Source organism: Klebsiella sp. Q11 (genome assembly GCF_964241505.1).
In the GTDB taxonomy this organism is placed as follows: Bacteria; Pseudomonadota; Gammaproteobacteria; order Enterobacterales; family Enterobacteriaceae; genus Klebsiella; species Klebsiella michiganensis.
The window spans coordinates 42,989-60,996 of the sequence record NZ_CAXSXW010000005.1; the positions used below are offsets into that span (position 1 = coordinate 42,989).

The 18,008-nt window shown below is 51.1% G+C and carries 19 protein-coding genes and 2 pseudogenes; 11 read left to right on the top strand and 10 right to left on the bottom strand.

The window, feature by feature from the left end:
* Nucleotides 1-52 precede the first annotated feature (52 nt).
* Complete coding sequence (locus tag ACESQ2_RS09200) at nucleotides 53-1,078, bottom strand: AraC family transcriptional regulator (protein WP_025107986.1); 1,026 nt, start codon at nucleotides 1,076-1,078, stop codon at nucleotides 53-55.
* Nucleotides 1,079-1,916: 838 nt separating this feature from the next.
* On the opposite strand from ACESQ2_RS09200, the gene ACESQ2_RS09205 reads away from it, so the two are divergent.
* The 4 genes from ACESQ2_RS09205 (at nucleotide 1,917) to ACESQ2_RS09220 (ending at nucleotide 4,563) form a co-directional block, all read left to right on the top strand.
* Nucleotides 1,917-2,105, top strand: coding sequence for a cold-shock protein (locus ACESQ2_RS09205; RefSeq protein WP_071532263.1), 189 nt, complete (start codon nucleotides 1,917-1,919; stop codon nucleotides 2,103-2,105).
* 361 nt (nucleotides 2,106-2,466) lie between these two features.
* Nucleotides 2,467-3,096 (top strand): winged helix-turn-helix transcriptional regulator, encoded by a 630-nt coding sequence (locus tag ACESQ2_RS09210; RefSeq protein WP_014838304.1) that lies wholly within the window; start codon nucleotides 2,467-2,469, stop codon nucleotides 3,094-3,096.
* A gap of 125 nt (nucleotides 3,097-3,221) precedes the next feature.
* A complete protein-coding gene (locus ACESQ2_RS09215) occupies nucleotides 3,222-3,803 on the top strand; it encodes an outer membrane beta-barrel protein (RefSeq protein WP_042934341.1) in 582 nt (193 codons plus the stop codon).
* 196 nt (nucleotides 3,804-3,999) lie between these two features.
* On the top strand, nucleotides 4,000-4,563 hold the full coding sequence (locus ACESQ2_RS09220) for a DUF1440 domain-containing protein (protein ID WP_244346314.1): 564 nt from the start codon (nucleotides 4,000-4,002) through the stop codon (nucleotides 4,561-4,563).
* Between the two features lie 54 nt (nucleotides 4,564-4,617).
* Here ACESQ2_RS09220 and ACESQ2_RS09225 read toward each other — a convergent pair whose 3' ends face one another.
* From ACESQ2_RS09225 to ACESQ2_RS09235, 3 genes are all read right to left on the bottom strand, one after another.
* Nucleotides 4,618-4,932: a PTS sugar transporter subunit IIB gene (locus ACESQ2_RS09225; RefSeq protein WP_004850294.1), complete on the bottom strand. Its 315-nt coding sequence runs from the start codon at nucleotides 4,930-4,932 to the stop codon at nucleotides 4,618-4,620.
* A 177-nt stretch (nucleotides 4,933-5,109) separates the two neighbouring features.
* The gene (locus ACESQ2_RS09230) at nucleotides 5,110-5,301 is read right to left on the bottom strand and encodes a hypothetical protein (RefSeq protein ID WP_004850297.1); all 192 of its coding nucleotides are present in this window, start codon (nucleotides 5,299-5,301) and stop codon (nucleotides 5,110-5,112) included.
* A gap of 156 nt (nucleotides 5,302-5,457) precedes the next feature.
* The gene (locus ACESQ2_RS09235; RefSeq protein WP_014229113.1) at nucleotides 5,458-5,652 is read right to left on the bottom strand and encodes a hypothetical protein; all 195 of its coding nucleotides are present in this window, start codon (nucleotides 5,650-5,652) and stop codon (nucleotides 5,458-5,460) included.
* Nucleotides 5,653-5,938: 286 nt separating this feature from the next.
* Between ACESQ2_RS09235 and umuD the strand changes: the two genes are divergently transcribed.
* Entirely contained in the window at nucleotides 5,939-6,361 is a 423-nt protein-coding gene (gene umuD / locus ACESQ2_RS09240; RefSeq protein WP_004850301.1) for a translesion error-prone DNA polymerase V autoproteolytic subunit, read from the top strand.
* Nucleotides 6,361-7,626 (top strand): translesion error-prone DNA polymerase V subunit UmuC, encoded by a 1,266-nt coding sequence (gene umuC, locus ACESQ2_RS09245; RefSeq protein ID WP_014229114.1) that lies wholly within the window; start codon nucleotides 6,361-6,363, stop codon nucleotides 7,624-7,626. The genes umuD and umuC overlap by 1 nt, the downstream gene beginning before the upstream one ends.
* Nucleotides 7,627-7,698: 72 nt before the next feature.
* On the opposite strand, the gene ACESQ2_RS09250 is transcribed toward umuC, so the two are convergent.
* Both ACESQ2_RS09250 and ACESQ2_RS09255 read right to left on the bottom strand, forming a co-directional pair.
* Nucleotides 7,699-8,790, bottom strand: a complete 1,092-nt coding sequence (locus ACESQ2_RS09250; RefSeq protein ID WP_373170324.1) for an oxidoreductase — start codon at nucleotides 8,788-8,790, stop codon at nucleotides 7,699-7,701.
* Nucleotides 8,783-9,526: a DeoR/GlpR family DNA-binding transcription regulator gene (locus ACESQ2_RS09255; protein WP_014229116.1), complete on the bottom strand. Its 744-nt coding sequence runs from the start codon at nucleotides 9,524-9,526 to the stop codon at nucleotides 8,783-8,785. The genes ACESQ2_RS09250 and ACESQ2_RS09255 overlap by 8 nt, the downstream gene beginning before the upstream one ends.
* Before the next feature lie 617 nt (nucleotides 9,527-10,143).
* Here ACESQ2_RS09255 and ACESQ2_RS09260 point away from each other — a divergent pair.
* From ACESQ2_RS09260 to dbpA, 4 genes and pseudogenes are all read left to right on the top strand, one after another.
* Nucleotides 10,144-10,764, top strand: a complete 621-nt coding sequence (locus ACESQ2_RS09260) for a LuxR C-terminal-related transcriptional regulator (protein ID WP_014229117.1) — start codon at nucleotides 10,144-10,146, stop codon at nucleotides 10,762-10,764.
* A 342-nt stretch (nucleotides 10,765-11,106) separates the two neighbouring features.
* Nucleotides 11,107-12,090, top strand: a complete 984-nt coding sequence (gene zntB / locus ACESQ2_RS09265) for a zinc transporter ZntB (RefSeq protein WP_004850311.1) — start codon at nucleotides 11,107-11,109, stop codon at nucleotides 12,088-12,090.
* A gap of 278 nt (nucleotides 12,091-12,368) precedes the next feature.
* Nucleotides 12,369-12,533, top strand: a pseudogene (locus ACESQ2_RS09270) (hypothetical protein); the annotation flags it as partial.
* A gap of 40 nt (nucleotides 12,534-12,573) precedes the next feature.
* Entirely contained in the window at nucleotides 12,574-13,947 is a 1,374-nt protein-coding gene (dbpA, locus tag ACESQ2_RS09275) for an ATP-dependent RNA helicase DbpA (RefSeq protein WP_032749350.1), read from the top strand.
* Nucleotides 13,948-13,991: 44 nt separating this feature from the next.
* On the opposite strand, the gene ttcA is transcribed toward dbpA, so the two are convergent.
* On the bottom strand, nucleotides 13,992-14,927 hold the full coding sequence (ttcA, locus tag ACESQ2_RS09280) for a tRNA 2-thiocytidine(32) synthetase TtcA (RefSeq protein WP_004850317.1): 936 nt from the start codon (nucleotides 14,925-14,927) through the stop codon (nucleotides 13,992-13,994).
* A gap of 48 nt (nucleotides 14,928-14,975) precedes the next feature.
* Nucleotides 14,976-15,196, bottom strand: a pseudogene (locus tag ACESQ2_RS09285) (site-specific integrase); the annotation flags it as partial.
* 541 nt (nucleotides 15,197-15,737) lie between these two features.
* Here ACESQ2_RS09285 and ACESQ2_RS09290 point away from each other — a divergent pair.
* On the top strand, nucleotides 15,738-16,676 hold the full coding sequence (locus ACESQ2_RS09290) for an omptin family outer membrane protease (protein ID WP_046877317.1): 939 nt from the start codon (nucleotides 15,738-15,740) through the stop codon (nucleotides 16,674-16,676).
* Nucleotides 16,677-17,074: 398 nt separating this feature from the next.
* On the opposite strand, the gene ACESQ2_RS09295 is transcribed toward ACESQ2_RS09290, so the two are convergent.
* Both ACESQ2_RS09295 and uspF read right to left on the bottom strand, forming a co-directional pair.
* A complete protein-coding gene (locus ACESQ2_RS09295; protein ID WP_014229121.1) occupies nucleotides 17,075-17,365 on the bottom strand; it encodes a Bor family protein in 291 nt (96 codons plus the stop codon).
* Nucleotides 17,366-17,553: 188 nt separating this feature from the next.
* Nucleotides 17,554-17,988, bottom strand: a complete 435-nt coding sequence (gene uspF, locus ACESQ2_RS09300; protein WP_004101601.1) for a universal stress protein UspF — start codon at nucleotides 17,986-17,988, stop codon at nucleotides 17,554-17,556.
* Nucleotides 17,989-18,008: the final 20 nt, after the last annotated feature.

Sequence of the window (18,008 nt, forward strand, 5' to 3'; positions counted from 1 at the left end):
AACGCGATTCTTATGGCAAGTCGGTGCTTAACAACCGCGTCATCTCGTTTGTTTAACCTGAGGAGTTCTTTCCATTAAGACGCATGCTCCCTCTGACGGTTTCCGGCGTCTGTCCGGTCCAGGCCATAAATGCGCGATAGAAGGAGTTTGGATCTTCAAAGCCAAGCAGGAATGCAATCTCATAGCCGGAGAGATGGGTATGACTCAGATAGTGCCGCGCCAGGTTCTCCCGGCAAATATTGACCAATGTACGAAAATTTCCTCCCTCACTTTCAAGTCTGCGCTGAAGCGTACGTTTGCTCATACCGAGACGCTCCGCCGTTTTCTCAATAGTGGCTTCGTTACCGGGAAGAAGCTCAAGAAGTACCGCCTGTACGCGTTCAGTTGTTGAGGCCGTTTCATCTAACGTGCTGAGACGGCGTCGCAGCTCTGGTTCAAATATTTGCCACATTCCTTCGTTCACCGTTAAAAACGGGCGGAGGGCATCAGCGGCGGAAAAGCTGATGGCCGGTTTTTCTCCATACGCTACGGCGGTACCGAAAAAGCGGGTAAGGTGGCCGTCCTGTATTCTGGCGGGAAGCTGAGGGAGCGTGACTTTCACTGCTGTGACCGGTTCGCGAGTGGCAAGTTTTAGCAGCCGCAGTAAGAAAGCAAGTTCTGCTATCTGCAGGGACGGAGGAATGTTTGTCGCTGACAGCCAGCGCGGTGAAACGGTAAGGATGCCGCTGTGTTCTACAACTATTTCCAGAACCATTGGGGCAATGAGTTGCTTATATCTGGCCAGTCGCTGAACTGCCTGCATCATGTTGGTGCTGCATAGTGCGGCGAAAAGCGGGGGATCAAAGATTTCAGCAGAGACTCTTTCTACCAGTGGTAAGGGAAAAGCAGGATCGTTTGTTTCTACCTCAAGGGCGCGCCAGAAACGAATATACTCCTCGATATTAAGGCCGCGCTCTGTCCTCGAAAACGTGTCGTCGGGCAATCCTGCTTTGCGTAGTAGATGTTGAGGCTCTAAACCCGCATCTTTTAGCAGCGCTTTCCAGCCGATATTGAGAGAGAAAGTACGGTTATGTGCCATTGTCAGGTTTCCGCAGGATGAGTGTTGTCAGGGAGCGAATCTTTTCCCGGAGAAGAGCATAACGTTTCAATCCTGGCGGTAACATTCATAAAGCGCCACAATTGTGGCAAATCACGCCAAATGAGAGGCGGCTGTACACCTTCCCGGGGTCATCGGGTCATCCCTGGGCGGCCTCTCCAGCCTGGGCCCTGGATTCATTCGCGTTACCAGCTCGCCAGCTGGCGAACATCGTGGCGTGAAAATAAAGCTTGCTATCAATCGCCATCTGTGTGATCAATAGCAAGTTGATTTACTACACAGATGCGGTAATAAACGGTTTAGCGAAGCAGTTCTCATCTCAAGCGTTATCCATAGATAATCCTTCTTTAGACTCTCCTTATCGTGATTAATTAAGCTCTGTGACGCGAATAATGTTAAAGTTTTTTGAACCTGCGACAACGATGACGGTCTAAACCCGAGTAGACAGGCTCAGAAGCTGGCGCAAACGGTGATAGTGAAGGAAAGTCCTTGTATCTCCCGTTTAGCGTGAAAAGTGCATAAGAGATAGCGTTATCCCAAAGCACACGATTATTTTATTGAAATCTACCGAACATTACGTGCCCTCGGGCAAACTAAGAAATTAACAACATTAAAAAATCGCTGGTGCAGTAATAGAGTTCAGTCTGAAGTGCGCTTCAGATGTTTCTATAAGAAGTAATGACAATGATGTTATTGTTATTCTCAACCATTCAGAGCAGCGTTTTTACGCTGTGACAGAAAAGCCGGGAAGGCGTTTTCTGTGAAATATGGCTAAATGTCCCTGCGGTAGAGAATGTTGTAGCAAAAAGAGGCTAACATCATGATTGACCACATTCATTTCAGATGCCCATGCTGTCATGGGTCACAGTACAGAACATCCACCTACGATGTTTCTGAAAAAAATCCGTTTGGCGCGAAATGCATTTTTTGTAAATCCGCAATGATTACATTTGATAACATCGCACCGCATATTTCCAGAAACTCGGCATCGCTGGCGTTACGGAAGTAAGAAAAGGCCCCGAAAAGGGCCTTTGATATCTGCAAATACCCTAAATAATTCGAGTTGCTTAAAGGCGGCCAGGGCGTGAGCTTCAAGAAGCATAGATAACGCCTTATCCCGGCGGCCCGTAAGGGCGAGGCTCATGGATGAACCGAGTAAACACATAAGCCGCTTGAAGTATGACGGGTATAGTAAGCATTATTACCATTTTGATCGGGCTGCCTGCGGGCAGCTTTTTAGTTTGTTTAAATTTAAATCACGCCGTACTTTTCTTCTCTTTGCCGATGTGCGTCAATGCGCAGCTACGCAATTCTTACGGAAATCTTGTTGCGTTCTATAATTCTTAAACCAGAACTAATCAGGTATTTCTATGCATATCCTACCGCCCGTCCGTCCGGAAGAGAGTATCCAGCGCTTAACGGCGCTCCTGACGCCAATTGCTGAAAAAATGGTCGTTGTGCCGCGGAAACGCATGACCTGGACGCATAAAAATCAACCGCAGTTGTTCCTTTTCCTTGACGGCGAGCTCTCCATACTCCGGGCCTCGGACGGTCTGTTGATTGTCACGGTTTACCACCCACACCTGTTTGGTATTGCCGAGATGATCCAGCCGGTACGCGGCCATCAGCTGCGTGCGGAAACCGAATCGACAATACTGCGCGTTGATGCGCAAAAAGCGATGGAAGCCTTTCGCCAGCACGGCGTTTGGGAAGACGTCGCCTCACTGTTGTCGTACCACACGGCTTATCTTTTCTATCGCGACGCGCTCGTCGTACAGCAGCGAACCTACGCCGTTATCCGCAATCATTTGCAGGAAATGGGCCAGCTACCCGAAGAGACCCGGATGCGGGTCTCTATCCTGGATTATATCCAGGAACGTACGCACTTATCTCGCAGCAGTGTATTAAACGTGTTGTCGGCGTTAAAAAGTGGTAATTATATTGCTTTTAAACGGGGAGGGTATTTGACGGGGGTGAATAAATTACCCGAGCGTTTTTAGCGCTGGCAGTGTGTCCAAAATTAAATAATAAAACGATTATCAGCGCGACGCTAATATTCTATTGTAGGCCCACTTAACTTTTGACGATGACATTTATTCGACAACGGGTCGACAATGGGATGATTATGAAGAAGACGCTTATTACGTTAATTATTGCTCATACTTTTACGGCGACTGCCGCTTTTGCTGCTGCGGAGACTGGAACCTGGTACGCGGGGTCTAAATTTGGCTGGTCGCACTACGGCGACTCCAGCACCGATCGGCAAGTCGATGTTGACCGCGATAACGTCGGCGGCGGTGTGTTTACCGGCTATCAGATTAACCCCTGGCTGGCGGTTGAAGGTGGATATGACTATTTAGGGAATATGGGCATCAATGGTCGCCATGGCGCAGCCGGTTCGCAAATGAAAAGTCAGGGGCTACAGCTTTCGTTGAAGGCCAGCTACAGCCTGACCAGCGACTGGGATCTGTACGGCCGGGCCGGCCTGATGGGCTACCGTGCGGAATCCAATGTGAATGGAAAAAATCGATTTGATACGGGCGTGCGTCCGGTGCTGGCTTTCGGTACCGAATATGCCTTTAATGACAGATGGTCGGGGCGCCTGGAGTACCAGTGGGTCAACAATGTGGGTAACGAAAACCAAATTGGCGTGAGCAGCGATGTGAGCTCCGTGATGGCCGGCATTAGCTACCGCTTTGGGCAATAAACGCATCGTACGGGAAGAGTCTCCTTTGAATAAAAGGGGCTCTTTATCTGCTAATGGTATACCTATGGTCATAATTACAGTATAGAACTGGTAGCCACAGGACCCGATAAAGTGTGATCGTGATCAACATTGATAATCGCCAATGCCTTTAAATATGATACAGGGAAAATAAATGTAATATATTAATGGTGATTTTATGGCAATTAAGGATTTTTTTAAACAGACCACACCTGGACGCCGTCGTTATGGCGTAGCGTTATTTGTCGGGGTAGTGGCAGGGATTATGTCGGCATTTGTTAAATGGGGCGCTGAAGTTCCTTTACCGCCGCGTACTTTCTCCGGTGGCAGAGATGAATTTAACCCACCTTATCTTTTCTTACGCGACTATCTGGGCATTGACCCGACGCATACGGTTTATACTTTTTCCGAACACATCATCAATCCGGTGATGGTTACGCATATTATATTCTCATTGGTATTTGCCGTTGGCTATTGTGTCGTCGCGGAGGTCTTTCCGAAAGTTAAATTATGGCAGGGGGCATGGGCCGGGATTGTCGCAACTATCGCCGTACACTGGATTTCCTTTCCGTTACTGGGCCTGACCCCCTCTTTATTGAATATTCCTGCCGATGAATATATTTCGGAACTGGTGGGGCATATTTTTTGGTTCTGGGTCATTGAGATGATTCGTCGCGATCTTCGCAACCGCATCACCCACGAACCGGACGCTGAAGTGCCTCTTGATGCGCCGTTCAGATAATTAATCCCCACAGAGCCCGCGATCTCGCGGGTTGTGTGGGGCGGGACGTAGAGATCAGGACAGAGATGAAGGCATTGTATTCAGCGCGAAGTTGAGGATCTTCTCGCCATCAAATGAGGCATAGGGCAAGCTTTCAATCACGGCAATTTCTTGTGGTAAATGCAGTGCGCTAATAAATTGTTCAACCTTATACTGGATATGCGGCGCAACCAGTACGCCATCATAGGCAGGCGCGACGCTAAAGAAATTTTCAACCCCAACGGCGCTGATTAATAAATCTAATTGCCGATCGTCAGCAATTTTTTGCATTTTGCGGGCAATAATCCCTGCCGTTTCGCCAAACAGACAGCATATTAATAGTTTTTTCACGATTTAACCCTCGGTGAGATAGCGAAGCTACACTATTCCTCCTTTACTCACGAAAATGCGCGATGTATCAATATTTGAGGTTAATTTCTGCGGATATTTTTATTATGACGGAGAGCATCACAGATGCGAAAAACGTATGCCTCTGTGATGCTGTGAATGGCAGGGATGACTCTCAGGCTACCTTTTTTTACGTGAAATCAGGAAGCGATCGCCGGCTCGCGTGAGCTTCGTTCCATTTGTACAGTACTCGATAGCAAAGTTAAAAAATTCATCAGAGTCGAGCTCGAAATCCAGTTCGAGTTTAATGGCGTCGCCGGACTGCAGAAGCTGCTTTGCCTGTTCCAGATTGCTGGCTTTTACTGTTCCCATCTCTTCACCTCGTTTTAGCGCTGGTGGCGTCCGGGGGCTATCCTACAGGCTTTGTTTTACGATCGCGTGACACGGCTTATTATTTGCGCTTTCTGCCGTTCGCCAGCCGTTGCCATCGCTATGGATAAGCCGATAGCGATGGTCCGGGGTTCAATCTCAGTCGACGTTATTGAAGTAGTCCCGCGCCGCCGCCTCAACGTTCTTTGCCTCAATGCCCGTTTTCTCGGTGATGGAGGCAATAAACGGCTTGAACTTCTCCGTCATCACATGACCTCCGTCCCAATGAGCGACATAAAAACGGCACTGATAACGATAAAAGTGGAGAGTTTTGTCTCCTAACGTGTAATACATATGAATCTCCGGTTCAGTATGTCGGGTGGACAACAACAAGCGATGAGCAAAGCACGCATCAACGGATTCTATCCTCCTCCCAATTCGCGGAAATTTCCAGCATGCCGTACAAAACCATCTGGAATACGTAGGGAGAGGCATTCTCCAGCCCCGAGCTATGCAACGCCTTACGCAAAATTCAGCGCAACTTCAACGGCTTCACGCCAATCTCCGACAGGCGACTTGAAAAACTCAGATGAACTATCGATACTGTATAAAAACACAGTATTATAACGGTGAGTCTATTATGTTGTTCTATAAACCGGTTGAGTTGCGTCAGATCGTGTCGATTCCGCTGTTTAGCGACCTTGTCCCATGCGGTTTTCCCAGCCCTGCGCAGGATTATATTGAGAAGGGAATCGATCTCAATGAGCTTTGTATCAGCCATCCCGCGGCAACCTATTTTGTCATGGCGACAGGCACCTCAATGGTGGATGCCGGTATTTATGAAGGTACGCTGCTGGTGGTGGATCGCGGCCTGAAAGCGAAGCATGGGGATATCATCATTGCCTCAGTCGACGGTGAATACACGGTTAAACGTCTTTGTACGCACCCCATCATGCAGCTCTTGCCGATGAACCCGGATTTTCCGCCAATTGTGCTGCGCAACGACGGTGAAGCGCTGGAGATTTTTGGCGTCGTCACTTTCAGCATCAACAGGCTCCGCTGATGTTTGCCCTGGTCGATGTGAATTCATTTTACGCCAGCTGTGAAATAGCCTTTCGCCCTGACTTACGCGGGCGTCCGGTGGTGGTGTTAAGCAATAACGATGGCTGCGTCATCGCCAGAAACCATGAGGCGAAACTGCTGGAAATTCCAATGGGCGCGCCGTATTTCAAAGTGAAATCACAGTTTGAACGTCATCAGGTAGCGGTGTTTAGCAGCAACTATGCCCTTTATGGCGATATGTCCCATCGCGTCATGACGATTCTCGAAGAACTGGCGCCCGCGGTGTATCAATATTCCATTGATGAAGCGTTCGTAAATTTGACCGGGATCCATCGTTCTGAGGAGCTTGAGGCGTTTGGTCGCCACGTGCGTAGTACATTACTCCAGAGTACCGGCTTGACGGTAGGGGTGGGGATCGGGCCGACGAAAACCCTGGCCAAGCTGGCGAATTATGCGGCCAAAAGGTGGCCAAAATTCGAGGGCGTTGTCGATCTCTCATTGCCGGCCAGGCAGAGAAAACTGCTGGAGAAGGTTGCCGTCGGTGAAATCTGGGGAGTGGGGCGACGGATTGCGAAAAAGCTCAATGACATGGGGATTACGACGGCTCTTCAGCTGGCCGAGACGCCCGCTTCGCTGATCAGAAAACATTTCAGCGTTGTAATGGAGCGCACCGTGCGGGAGCTGAGAGGCGAGTCGTGCCTTGAACTGGAAGAGTATATGCCGACTAAACAGCAAATTATCTGCTCGCGTTCCTTTAGTCAGAAGGTGATTGAATACGGGGCGATGCGCGAAGCCGTCTGCAGCCATGCGGTCCGCGCCGCCGAGAAGCTGCGCGCGGAGCACCAGTACTGCCGCTATGTTTCGGTCTTTGTGAAGACCAGTCCGTTCGCCGGTCATGAAGTCTATTACAGCAAAGACGCCGGCACGAAAATCCACATCCCGACGCAGGATAGCCGGGATATCGTCGCTGCGGCGCTAAAATGCCTGGATACTATCTGGCGGGAGGGATGCCGATATCAAAAGTGTGGCGTGATGCTGGGCGATTTCTTTAGCCAGGGAGTGGCGCAGTTAGGCCTGTTTGACGACTATCAGCCGCGAGCGAATAGCGAACAGCTGATGACGGTGCTTGATTTAGTGAACCGACGTGAAAAAGGCCAGCTCTGGTTTGCCGGGCAGGGAATCGAGCGCAGCTGGGAGATGAAACGGCATATGCTGTCGCCAGCCTACACCACCCGATTCAGCGATTTGCTGCGGGTGAAATTGTAGGCTGGTATGAAAGGGAGTGGTTATCCGGAGCAGCGCTCCGGACGACAAACCGTCAAACATATCGCGCAGCGCTTATTTCAGGCCCGCCAGTTCATCGGCGGTCAGCGCTAAAGTTTGCGTTGTCCCGCTTTCGGCAGACTGCGCTGCGGCTTCCAGTACCGCCATGACGGCGAGCGCTTCTAAGGGCGATACCGGGTTGCTGATTTTGCCGGTCAGCGCATCGCGGACGTGAATATAGTACTGGCGCTGATCGCCTCGTGGCGCGCTGATTTCACTGGCGCGCAGGTTGGCATCAAACACCACCAGGCTATCGTCGTCTTCGCCCCAGCTTTCGCTGCCCGGGACCACGCCCGCCAGCAGCTGGCTCTCCTGCTGGTCAGCGCGTTGTTTGACAACGCTACCTTTATCACCATGGACGGTAAAGCGGGATACGCCGCCCGCGACCAGCATGCTGCAGTGCAGAACCACTTTGTGCTGCGGATAGTTCAGCACCACGTGCGCCCAGTCGTTGATTTCCGCGCCTTCACGCAGGGTGGCGATATTCCCCTGCACCGACTGCGGCAGGCCGAACAGTTGCAGGGTCTGGTCGATCAGATGTGGACCTAAATCAAACCACAGGCCGCTGCCCGGTACGTTCTGCTCCCGCCAGCGGACGCGCACTTCCGGGCGGAATCGGTCGAAATGGGATTCAAAATGTTTAACTTTGCCGATGAGCCCCTGTTCGATAACCTGCTTCACGCCCAGATAATCGCTGTCCCAGCGGCGGTTATGGAATACCGACAGTACCCGCTGTTTCTCTTCCGCGAGGGCAATCAGTTCGCGAGCCTCCTGCATATCGAGGGTAAAGGGTTTGTCGACGACGACGTGCTTGCCGGCGTGTAAAGCCAGACGGGCAAGCGGAGCATGGGTTGCGTTAGGAGAGGCGATAACCACCAGATCGACATCCGGATGCTGGATGGCCTCTTCAGGCGATGCGATGACGGTGACTTCTGGCAGGTCACGTTTCACTTTCTCTTCATCACGCGAGGCGACAATCGCCAGATTCAGGCCGTCGACGGACTGGATCAGCGGGGCGTGGAAAGTTTTGCCGACGAAGCCGTAGCCAATCAGGGCAATATTAATGTTCTTACCGGTAGTCATAAGCATCTCCGCGTTATTAAGCATCAGCGATATGGAGCTGTATTGAGTCGTTATCCTTCAGTTCGTCCCAGGGGCGATCGAGGAAGAGCTGATGGATGTCGGCGAGTCCGGCAACCAGCCAGGGCTCGCAGTGATTCAGTTTCATATGATCGGCAACCAGCCAATGTTCCGCGCTGGCCGCCAGCATGGCGCGCTTGACTTCAGCATCCGCCTCCTGACTGGCGCTGAGGCCGAGGTCGGCGTGGAGCGCGCAGGTGCCGAGAACAGCGATATCCGCCCGATAGCGTTCCAGCAGCGAAACCGTAGCGCTACCGGCAAACAGGCGCTGCTGCATATCCCATTTCCCCCCCAGCAAAATAAGCTGAATATCCGCACGGGTGCTGAAGTGCTGGGCAATATCTAAAGAGGGGGTAATGACCGTCATTGGACCCTGTATCTGGGTGGCGACGGCCAGCACGGTGCTCCCGGCGTCAAGAAACAGCGTGGATCCGCCGGGGATCTTCTCCGCCACCATTTTACCTAAGCGCTTCTTGGTATCCGGTAGCAGGGTATTCCTGTTCTGCCGATTCATGGCGGAGAGATTGAGCGCGATAGCGCCGCCGTGGTTTTTCTGGGCGAGCCCCTGTTTTTCGAGGTCGCTAAGATCCCGGCGCAGCGTATCTGCAGAAACCTGCAGTCTGTCTACCAGCTCACTGATCGTGATCTGGCCTTTTTCACTGAGAATATCAATAAGATATTTTTGCCTGGCCGTTTTATGCATCGTTTGAATCCGCAAAATGCTGCAATAACTTGCATAATACAGCATTTTGCGGAAAAAGAAATCCGCACAACGCGCGGCTGCGGGGATGAGTTAATGAAGACTTTTATACGGGATGGCTTGATCAAGGGCTGAAGTCACCGTTTGAATCCACGAGGCGTGGAGGCGATAAGTCGGGATTGCAGAAAAAGACAAGCGATGAATAGTCTAAAATGATACCGAGAAATAACTTGAGTTAATGAGTGTGTTTATATCAAAATTCACTATCAGCAGCGATAGCGCTGGTTTTTGCTAGCGCTTCGTCGTGAGCTGGACTTGCTGGCGACGGTCCGGTTGGCAGAAATATAATTCATATGGATGGCATGACGTTTTCTCACTATTTCCGTTTGGGTTGAATGCTGAAAATATTAATCCCGGATGGGGCACCTCGAAGTTAATTGGTGAGGGGAATGCCCGTCACGCCAGATAGCTATTTTACTTAAAGTTCGTTGAGTGCCCGTTCTCAGGTCAAAAAATAATGTTTATTTATATCGTGTTTTTTAAAACGACGATAGCTGTACTGTGCGTATCGTTAGCTATCTGGATAATACTTGATTTACTTTCGTCAGCAGGCTAAATCGATGTTGAATATTGTTATTAAAAATAATAATCAGTTCTTTAATTTGGGATTTCATTTTTTATTGCAGGCGCTCTTCCCGGAATACTCATTCTCTACACAGGTCACCGCATCGCTTAACGAACGGCTCGTGCGTGATGCAGACGTCGTCGTACTGGATTTATGCCGCGGGGAAGAGTTCGTATGTCATCCAGAGTTGTTAAACCGTAAACCGGGATTGCTGATCGGCGTGGTTGCCAGGCTAAATCATCGAGGGAAAGGCGTTTTGCCGCTCTGCTTGAAGGAGATAGTTTTTGTTGGGCGCGATGAAAAGCTCTCTCAGGTTATTGCGAAAATTAAACTTTCATGGGTTCTGACGCCTCCGTCAGCAAAAGAAAAGCTGGCGCTACGGTGCGATAGTTGCCCGCAGAGGACGCTTTCCCCGCAGCAGAGAATCATCGCGGCGGCGATTTATCAGGGGTTAACGGTGAACACGATTGCCAGAAAGCTATCGCTTTGCAATAAAACGGTTTTTGCCCACAAGCGTCTTATTATGTCTAAATTTGATCTACGCAATGATTTAGACCTCGTACTATTGCTGCGTCATCTGGATAACGCACGCTGGGTTGCGAAAGATAATTCTTAAACTTGCAAACCGGCAAGATCGCTCTATTCTTATTTTGCTTACTAAAATGGAGGAAAAAGCAATGTGTACTAATTTGCATGACAACGCTCGTCAATACGCAGAAGAGAAAAAATGAACGGCTCCTGCTAGCCTGCCTTCCCGTCAGCCCAGCGTCTGGCGGCAGGTGATAATGCAGGTTAGGCACCGTATTGCAAAGTTCATCAGCAACCCGCCGCCGGCGGGTTCTTTTTTTCAGCCCTCCCGCTTTTCGCCAGTGAATTCAGCAGCATGCCCTGATTAGCTCTTGCGTAACCGTCGCGTAAGGCTAGACTACGGAAATGTGCATGAGTTAACGGAGGTCCAGTGGACGCCATTAAGGGATCGGAACTGAACGTGCCGGATGCCGTTTTTGCATGGGTGTTCGACGGGCAGGGCGGCGTAAAGCCGTTGGTCGATAGTGACACCATTGATAAAGAGCATCCTTGTTGGCTGCATCTCAACTATACCCATGTGGATAGCGCGGAATGGCTGGCATCGACGCCGCTGCTGCCCAATAACGTGCGTGACGCGCTGGCCGGGGAGAGCACTCGTCCGCGAGTGACGAGGATTGGCGATGGGGCGTTAATCACGCTGCGCTGCATCAATGGCAGTACCGATGAGCGCCCGGACCAGCTGGTCGCGATGCGTCTTTATATGGATGAGCGCTTAATTGTCTCTACCCGGCAGCGCAAAGTCCTGGCGCTGGACGATGTGCTCGGCGATTTGCGCGAGGGCAACGGTCCGGTTGACGGCGGCGGCTGGCTGGTGGAGGTCTGCGATGCGCTGACCGATCACGCCAGCGAGTTTATCGAGCAGCTTCACGACCGGATTATCGATCTGGAAGATGATTTATTGGATCAGCAGGTTCCGCCGCGCGGTTTCCTGGCGCTGTTGCGTAAACAGCTTATCGTCATGCGCCGCTATATGGCGCCGCAGCGCGATGTGTATGCCAGATTAGCCAGCGAGCGTCTGCCGTGGATGACGGACGATCACCGGCGCCGGATGCAGGATATTGCCGAACGTCTGGGGCGAGGTCTGGATGAGATTGATAGCTGCATCGCCCGCACGGCGATTATGAGCGATGAGATCGCTCAGATTATGCAGGAGTCGCTATCGCGAAGAACCTATACGATGTCGTTGATGGCCATGGTTTTTCTGCCCAGTACCTTTTTAACCGGTCTCTTTGGCGTCAACCTCGGCGGCATTCCCGGCAACAGCTGGCATATGGGTTTTGCCATTTTCTGCCTAATGTTAGTCGTTCTCATTGGGGGTGTTACATGGTGGTTGCATCGTAGTAAATGGCTGTAAAGAATCGTCTTTTGTCGCGATGATGATGGTGAAAACCCGGCAATGTTTGAGCGAAATCAATAAACCATCTACCCATTCAGGGCAATATCTCTCTCGCAGGTGAATGCAACGTCAAGCGATGGGCGTTGCGCTCCATATTGTCTTACTTCCTTTTTTGATTTACTGCATAGCACAATTGATTCGTACGACGCCGACTTTAATGAGTCGGCTTTTTTTTTGCGCTCTGTTTCTCAGCTTCTACGCTTAACGGGTGTACCCGCCCACAACCGGGAGTCAATATGCGTAATAAACAGCTGAACTCAATTCCCATTCCGCCGGAACCCAACGATCCGGTACCGGTCCACGATCCCAAACCTCGCCCGCGCCCGTTACCCGACCCGCCGCCTGACGATGAGCCGATTAAATTGTCGCATCGGGAGCGGAGATCTGCGACGATACGCGCCAGCAGATTGTCCGCCCCTAAATGTAATGCGAGAAATAATTGTGACCGCTTTTTCAACTCTGAATGTTTTGCCCGCCGCCCAGCTAACTAACCTGAATGAACTGGGGTATCTTTCGATGACCCCGGTTCAGGCCGCGGCTTTGCCGGCGATTCTTGCGGGTAAAGATGTCCGCGTGCAGGCAAAAACCGGCAGCGGTAAAACGGCGGCATTCGGCCTCGGGCTACTTCAGCACGTTGACGCCTCGCTGTTCCAGACGCAGTCGCTGGTGCTGTGCCCGACCCGCGAGCTGGCGGATCAGGTCGCCGGCGAGCTGCGTCGGCTGGCGCGCTTCATGGCGAATATCAAAATTTTAACCCTCTGCGGCGGCCAGCCCTTTGGCGCCCAGCGCGATTCGCTACAGCATGCGCCGCATATTATCGTTGCTACGCCGGGGCGGTTGCTCGATCACCTGCAAAAGGGCACCGTATCGTTAGATGCCCTACAAACGCTGGTGATGGACGAAGCGGACCGCATGCTGGATATGGGCTTTAGCGATGCCATTGATGAAGTGATCCGCTTTGCGCCGGCTTCGCGCCAGACGCTGCTGTTTTCCGCTACATGGCCGGAAGCGATAGCGGCAATCAGCGGCCGCGTACAAAACAACCCGCAGACTATTGAAATTGACGCCGTTGATGCACTGCCGGCTATCGAGCAGCAGTTTTTTGAAACCTCGCAACACGGCAAAATCGCGCTGCTGCAAAAGCTGTTGAGCCAGCATCAGCCTGCCTCCTGCGTGGTGTTCTGCAACACCAAAAAAGATTGTCAGGCCGTCTGCGACTCGCTAAACGCCGCCGGGCAAAGCGCGCTGTCGCTGCATGGCGACCTTGAACAGCGCGATCGCGACCAGACGCTGGTGCGCTTTGCTAACGGGAGCGCGCGCGTGCTGGTGGCGACCGATGTTGCTGCGCGCGGGTTAGATATCAAGTCGCTTGAGCTGGTGGTGAACTATGAACTGGCCTGGGATCCGGAGGTTCACGTACACCGTATTGGTCGTACCGCCCGCGCCGGTGAAAGCGGCCTGGCGATTAGCCTCTGCGCGCCGGAAGAGGCGCAGCGCGCAAATATCCTTGCCGAAATGCTGCAAATGAAGCTCAACTGGATGAGTGGGCCGACGAATAGCAACGTTGTGCCACTGCAGGCAGAGATGGCCACGCTATGCATTGATGGCGGCAAAAAAGCGAAGATGCGCGCGGGCGATGTGCTGGGGGCGTTGACCGGTGATATCGGTCTTGAGGGCGCAGATATCGGTAAAATCGCCGTTCATCCGGCGCATGTCTACGTTGCTGTGCGTCAGGGCGTCGCGCATAAAGCGTTTAAGCAGCTACAAAACGGGAAAATTAAAGGTAAAGCCTGCCGGGTTCGTTTGCTGAAATAAGCGCGGAAAAGGCGTCTCAGGCGCGTGCCTGAGACGCAAAGACGTTATTTTACTTCCACAACGTTCAGGCGCAGCTCATCCAGCTGCGCGTCATCTTCTTCCGGCTGCCAGCCGGCCGGCTGCATCGGAATCTCTTCACGATCGAACGCCAGATCGCCGCCGTCAACGACCGCCGAGCCGTGCTGAATGCCTTTAAAGTCGAACAGGTTAACGTCGCTGAGGTGGGAAGGCACCACGTTCTGCATCGCGCTAAACATCGTTTCGATGCGCCCTGGATAGCGTTTGTCCCAGTCACGAAGCATGTCGGCAATGACCTGGCGCTGGAGGTTGGGCTGCGAGCCGCACAGGTTGCACGGGATAATCGGAAAACCTTTCGCCTGGGAGAAACGCTCAATATCTTTTTCCCGGCAGTAGGCCAGCGGGCGAATCACGATATGTTTACCGTCATCGCTCATCAGCTTCGGCGGCATCCCTTTCATCTTCCCGCCGTAGAACATATTCAGAAACAGAGTCTGCAGGATGTCGTCGCGGTGGTGGCCGAGGGCGATTTTGGTCGCGCCCAGCTCAGAAGCGGTGCGGTAAAGAATGCCGCGGCGCAGACGTGAGCAGAGCGAGCAGGTGGTTTTACCTTCCGGAATTTTTTCTTTAACAATACCGTAGGTATTTTCTTCAACAATCTTGTATTCAACGCCCAGCTGCTCAAGATATTCCGGCAGGATATGCTCGGGGAAGCCCGGCTGTTTTTGATCGAGGTTGACCGCCACCAGGGAGAAGGAAATTGGCGCGCTTTTCTGCAAGTTGCGCAAAATCTCCAGCATGGTGTAGCTGTCTTTACCGCCGGAGAGGCAAACCATGATTCGGTCGCCTTCTTCAATCATATTAAAATCAGCGATCGCCTCGCCGACGTTACGGCGCAGGCGCTTCTGCAATTTGTCGATATTGTATTTTTCTTTCTTTGTAACTTGCTGATTATCAAGCATTATAAACGTTCTCTGAAACGAAAAGGCATGTAAGGGGCAAAGTTAACATCACGGTGCAAGCCTGGCGTCAGGCATTGATAGCCGATCGCCGTTCATTTCATCCATCCCTGTACTGTCGACTTTGAACACCATTTATTGCGTTTTCATGCCCCATCTGGTTAACAATGGTTAGCACCGGCTTACAGCAGCCAGCAGGCAAAAGTATGTCGCGTATGGTACGGATTCCGACGACGAATGCCAGCGCGTTTTACGGCGGCTTTCCATCTGCTAACGATAGTGCGGCGAAGTTTTGGCCTCAATCCCCCTTCCGGGCAGAAAAAACGTCGTTTATAGGCACGCCAGCGTCACATGCCCGGTGATGGACGGTATCTGGTAAAAGGGTGCGAGAATTTATTGTTCGCGATAATCAAAAAGCGTTGGCAAGGTACCTCGGTTTTTTTAAAGCAGGGGCCTTGTTCCTGCTTTTGCTATAATCCGCCAGGATCGCGATATAATTATTTGCATCCTGATAATTACACAGCGAAGGTATTTGGCGCAGGTGAATAACAGCGGTAAAGTTTGAGTAAAAATAACCTGCTACAGACTGATTCCCTACAACGCCAGAGCAGTTGGGTTTTTTCCTGATAATAATCTGAATATGTGCCTACTCAATGGGGTTTTTCCTTGCAAAACGAAGCGCTTATCCAGTCCACATTCGAATTTCTCGGATTATGAATAAGGCAATTACAAAAATTGACAGTTGCCTGATATTTTTATGAGATTTAAACTTTCACTGCAACTTATGGATTAACTTTGATTATGGGAATAAAAATGAAAAAAAGTACCGTTGCAGTAATGATGATAGCGATTTTTTCAGGATCAGCTTATGCCGAGTCAATGCAGCTAAGTCCAAACTTTTCTGCGGAAAGTTTTACTGTATCGACGTCTGCAGGGATGCTGAGTGGGAAATCACAGGAGAGAGTTTATGACGCGGATACGGGGCGAAAGGTCAGTCAACTTGACTGGAAAATAAAGAATGTCGCCATTGTGAAAGGTGATATCTCATGGGATGCCTACTCCTTTTTGACGCTGACCGCCCGAGGCTGGACGTCGTTGGCTTCAGGCTCAGGACATATGGATGACTATGACTGGATGAACGATAACCAGTCCGGTTGGACAGATCATTCATCTCATCCCAGCACCAATGTCAATTATGCCAATGAATACGATCTCAGCGTGCAGGGCTGGCTTTTCCAGGACGACAATTATAAAGCGGGCGTAATTGCGGGTTATCAGGAAACGCGTTTCAGCTGGACGGCTACCGGAGGTTCTTACAATTATGATAACGGTGCGACGACTGGCAATTTTCCGACCGGTGAGCGTGGGATAGGATACAGCCAGAGATTCTCCATGCCCTATATCGGTCTCGCGGGTCAATATCGTATCAATGACTTTGAGTTTAATGCCTTGTTTAAATTCAGTGATTGGGTCAGAGCTCATGATAACGACGAACACTATATGCGTGAGCTGACCTTTCGCGAGAAATCAACTAATTCGCGTTATTATGGTACATCGATTGATGCCGGGTATTACGTCACGCCTCATGCCAAAGTTTTTGCTGAATTCACCTATAGCAAATATGAAGAGGGCAAGGGAGGCACTCAGATTATTGACACCTATAGCGGTGAATCAGCTTCAATTGGAGGAGATGCTGCCGGCATTGCGAATAAAAACTATACCATCACAGCCGGTCTTCAATATCGATTCTAAATCATTACCGCTCGTGGATATAGCCAGCAAAACTCGCTAATCCCGGAGCGCGCTTAATCAGTATGGAGTGTCTCCCGCTCTGGGGGCACGCCATTATCCACGGACATATCACCCGAATGCTTCAGAGGATGGATTGTGGCAAGCGCAAAGGGATCGCCCAGGAATTGCTAAAAACCGGAGGTAAATGCAAGGCGCTTATCCTCGTGTGCCGGCATTTCATTTATCTCCTCGTATGCTCTACCTGTGGCGCAAAATCCGCCACGAACAAAGATACGATTCACGAATGCATCAGGTAACCTTCAGGTAGGGGCGCGAAAAGATGAGTTTGTCCGGGCGAAGAGAAGGCGATTGAACCGAAAGGGAAAAGGGCAGGCAATGATGATGCCTGCCGCCGGCAATTATTTAGCGCAATAGACGCGCGCTTCACGCGGAGTATAAATACCCAGGGTGACAAAACCCAGCAGGCCGTTAACAAAAGTCTGCTGCACTTCAGTACGGACAACTTTGTCGGCGCCGCCGCAGACTTTGGCAGCATCAATTTGCTTCGACTGGCCAATGCCGCTGACAAAGAAGTGGTGAGTGGTGACCTGCTGAGGTTGAACGGTGACGCCAGGATTTACCGAGAAGCTCTGCTGGGCGCAACCAGAAATAGCGGCTGCGGCGAAAACTACCATAATTAACTTTTTCATTTCATCCCTATAATTGTTGTAAAACATACCCATGTTCGGGCAAAGGTTTTATACAGCAAAATGAAAAAGACACAACGTACTAATTTTTATAGTACCAGGTAAATGATTCCCCTATCTGCGATGCTCCGGGTACGGTCCAGTGCTCAGATTGCGGAAAAAAAGCCCGCACAGCGGCGGGCAGAGTAGGTTTACCGCACGACCAGCACCGAACATTCCGCATGGCGGACAACGGCGGCGGCGTTAGAGCCCAGCAGATAGGTGGTGATATCGGGACGGTGCGAAGAAATGATCACCAGATCCGCGGGGAGAGACTTCGCCATAGCAAGGATTTTATCTTTTGGCGAACCCTCGGAAACGTGTAAATGGACACGGTCTTCCGGAATAGTAAACTTTTTCACAATCTCTTTCAGCCGCGATTCCGATTCGGCTTTGAGGTCATCCATCGCCGGCAGCTCTGCGGTGTAAGCCATTCCCAGCGAAGCGTAATAGGGAAGGGAGGGAATGACGGTCAGGAAATGCACCTCGGCATCATCGATTCTGGCTTCAGCTTCAACATGCTTGATAACGCGATCGGTTAATTCTGTATCGGAAATATCGATGGGCACAAGAATCATTCTGTTCATAAAACCTCCTGTTTAAGTAA

Excerpts from the sequence above, each read along its gene's own strand:
- ACESQ2_RS09200 (WP_025107986.1), bottom strand. The coding sequence starts at position 1,078 with ATGGCACATAACCGTACTTTCTCTCTCAATATCGGCTGGAAAGCGCTG.
- ACESQ2_RS09205 (WP_071532263.1), top strand. The coding sequence starts at position 1,917 with ATGATTGACCACATTCATTTCAGATGCCCATGCTGTCATGGGTCACAG.
- ACESQ2_RS09210 (WP_014838304.1), top strand. The coding sequence starts at position 2,467 with ATGCATATCCTACCGCCCGTCCGTCCGGAAGAGAGTATCCAGCGCTTA.
- ACESQ2_RS09215 (WP_042934341.1), top strand. The coding sequence starts at position 3,222 with ATGAAGAAGACGCTTATTACGTTAATTATTGCTCATACTTTTACGGCG.
- ACESQ2_RS09220 (WP_244346314.1), top strand. The coding sequence starts at position 4,000 with ATGGCAATTAAGGATTTTTTTAAACAGACCACACCTGGACGCCGTCGT.
- ACESQ2_RS09230 (WP_004850297.1), bottom strand. The coding sequence starts at position 5,301 with ATGGGAACAGTAAAAGCCAGCAATCTGGAACAGGCAAAGCAGCTTCTG.
- ACESQ2_RS09235 (WP_014229113.1), bottom strand. The coding sequence starts at position 5,652 with ATGTATTACACGTTAGGAGACAAAACTCTCCACTTTTATCGTTATCAG.
- umuD (WP_004850301.1), top strand. The coding sequence starts at position 5,939 with ATGTTGTTCTATAAACCGGTTGAGTTGCGTCAGATCGTGTCGATTCCG.
- umuC (WP_014229114.1), top strand. The coding sequence starts at position 6,361 with ATGTTTGCCCTGGTCGATGTGAATTCATTTTACGCCAGCTGTGAAATA.
- ACESQ2_RS09250 (WP_373170324.1), bottom strand. The coding sequence starts at position 8,790 with ATGCTTAATAACGCGGAGATGCTTATGACTACCGGTAAGAACATTAAT.
- ACESQ2_RS09255 (WP_014229116.1), bottom strand. The coding sequence starts at position 9,526 with ATGCATAAAACGGCCAGGCAAAAATATCTTATTGATATTCTCAGTGAA.
- ACESQ2_RS09260 (WP_014229117.1), top strand. The coding sequence starts at position 10,144 with ATGTTGAATATTGTTATTAAAAATAATAATCAGTTCTTTAATTTGGGA.
- ttcA (WP_004850317.1), bottom strand. The coding sequence starts at position 14,927 with ATGCTTGATAATCAGCAAGTTACAAAGAAAGAAAAATACAATATCGAC.
- ACESQ2_RS09290 (WP_046877317.1), top strand. The coding sequence starts at position 15,738 with ATGAAAAAAAGTACCGTTGCAGTAATGATGATAGCGATTTTTTCAGGA.
- ACESQ2_RS09295 (WP_014229121.1), bottom strand. The coding sequence starts at position 17,365 with ATGAAAAAGTTAATTATGGTAGTTTTCGCCGCAGCCGCTATTTCTGGT.
- uspF (WP_004101601.1), bottom strand. The coding sequence starts at position 17,988 with ATGAACAGAATGATTCTTGTGCCCATCGATATTTCCGATACAGAATTA.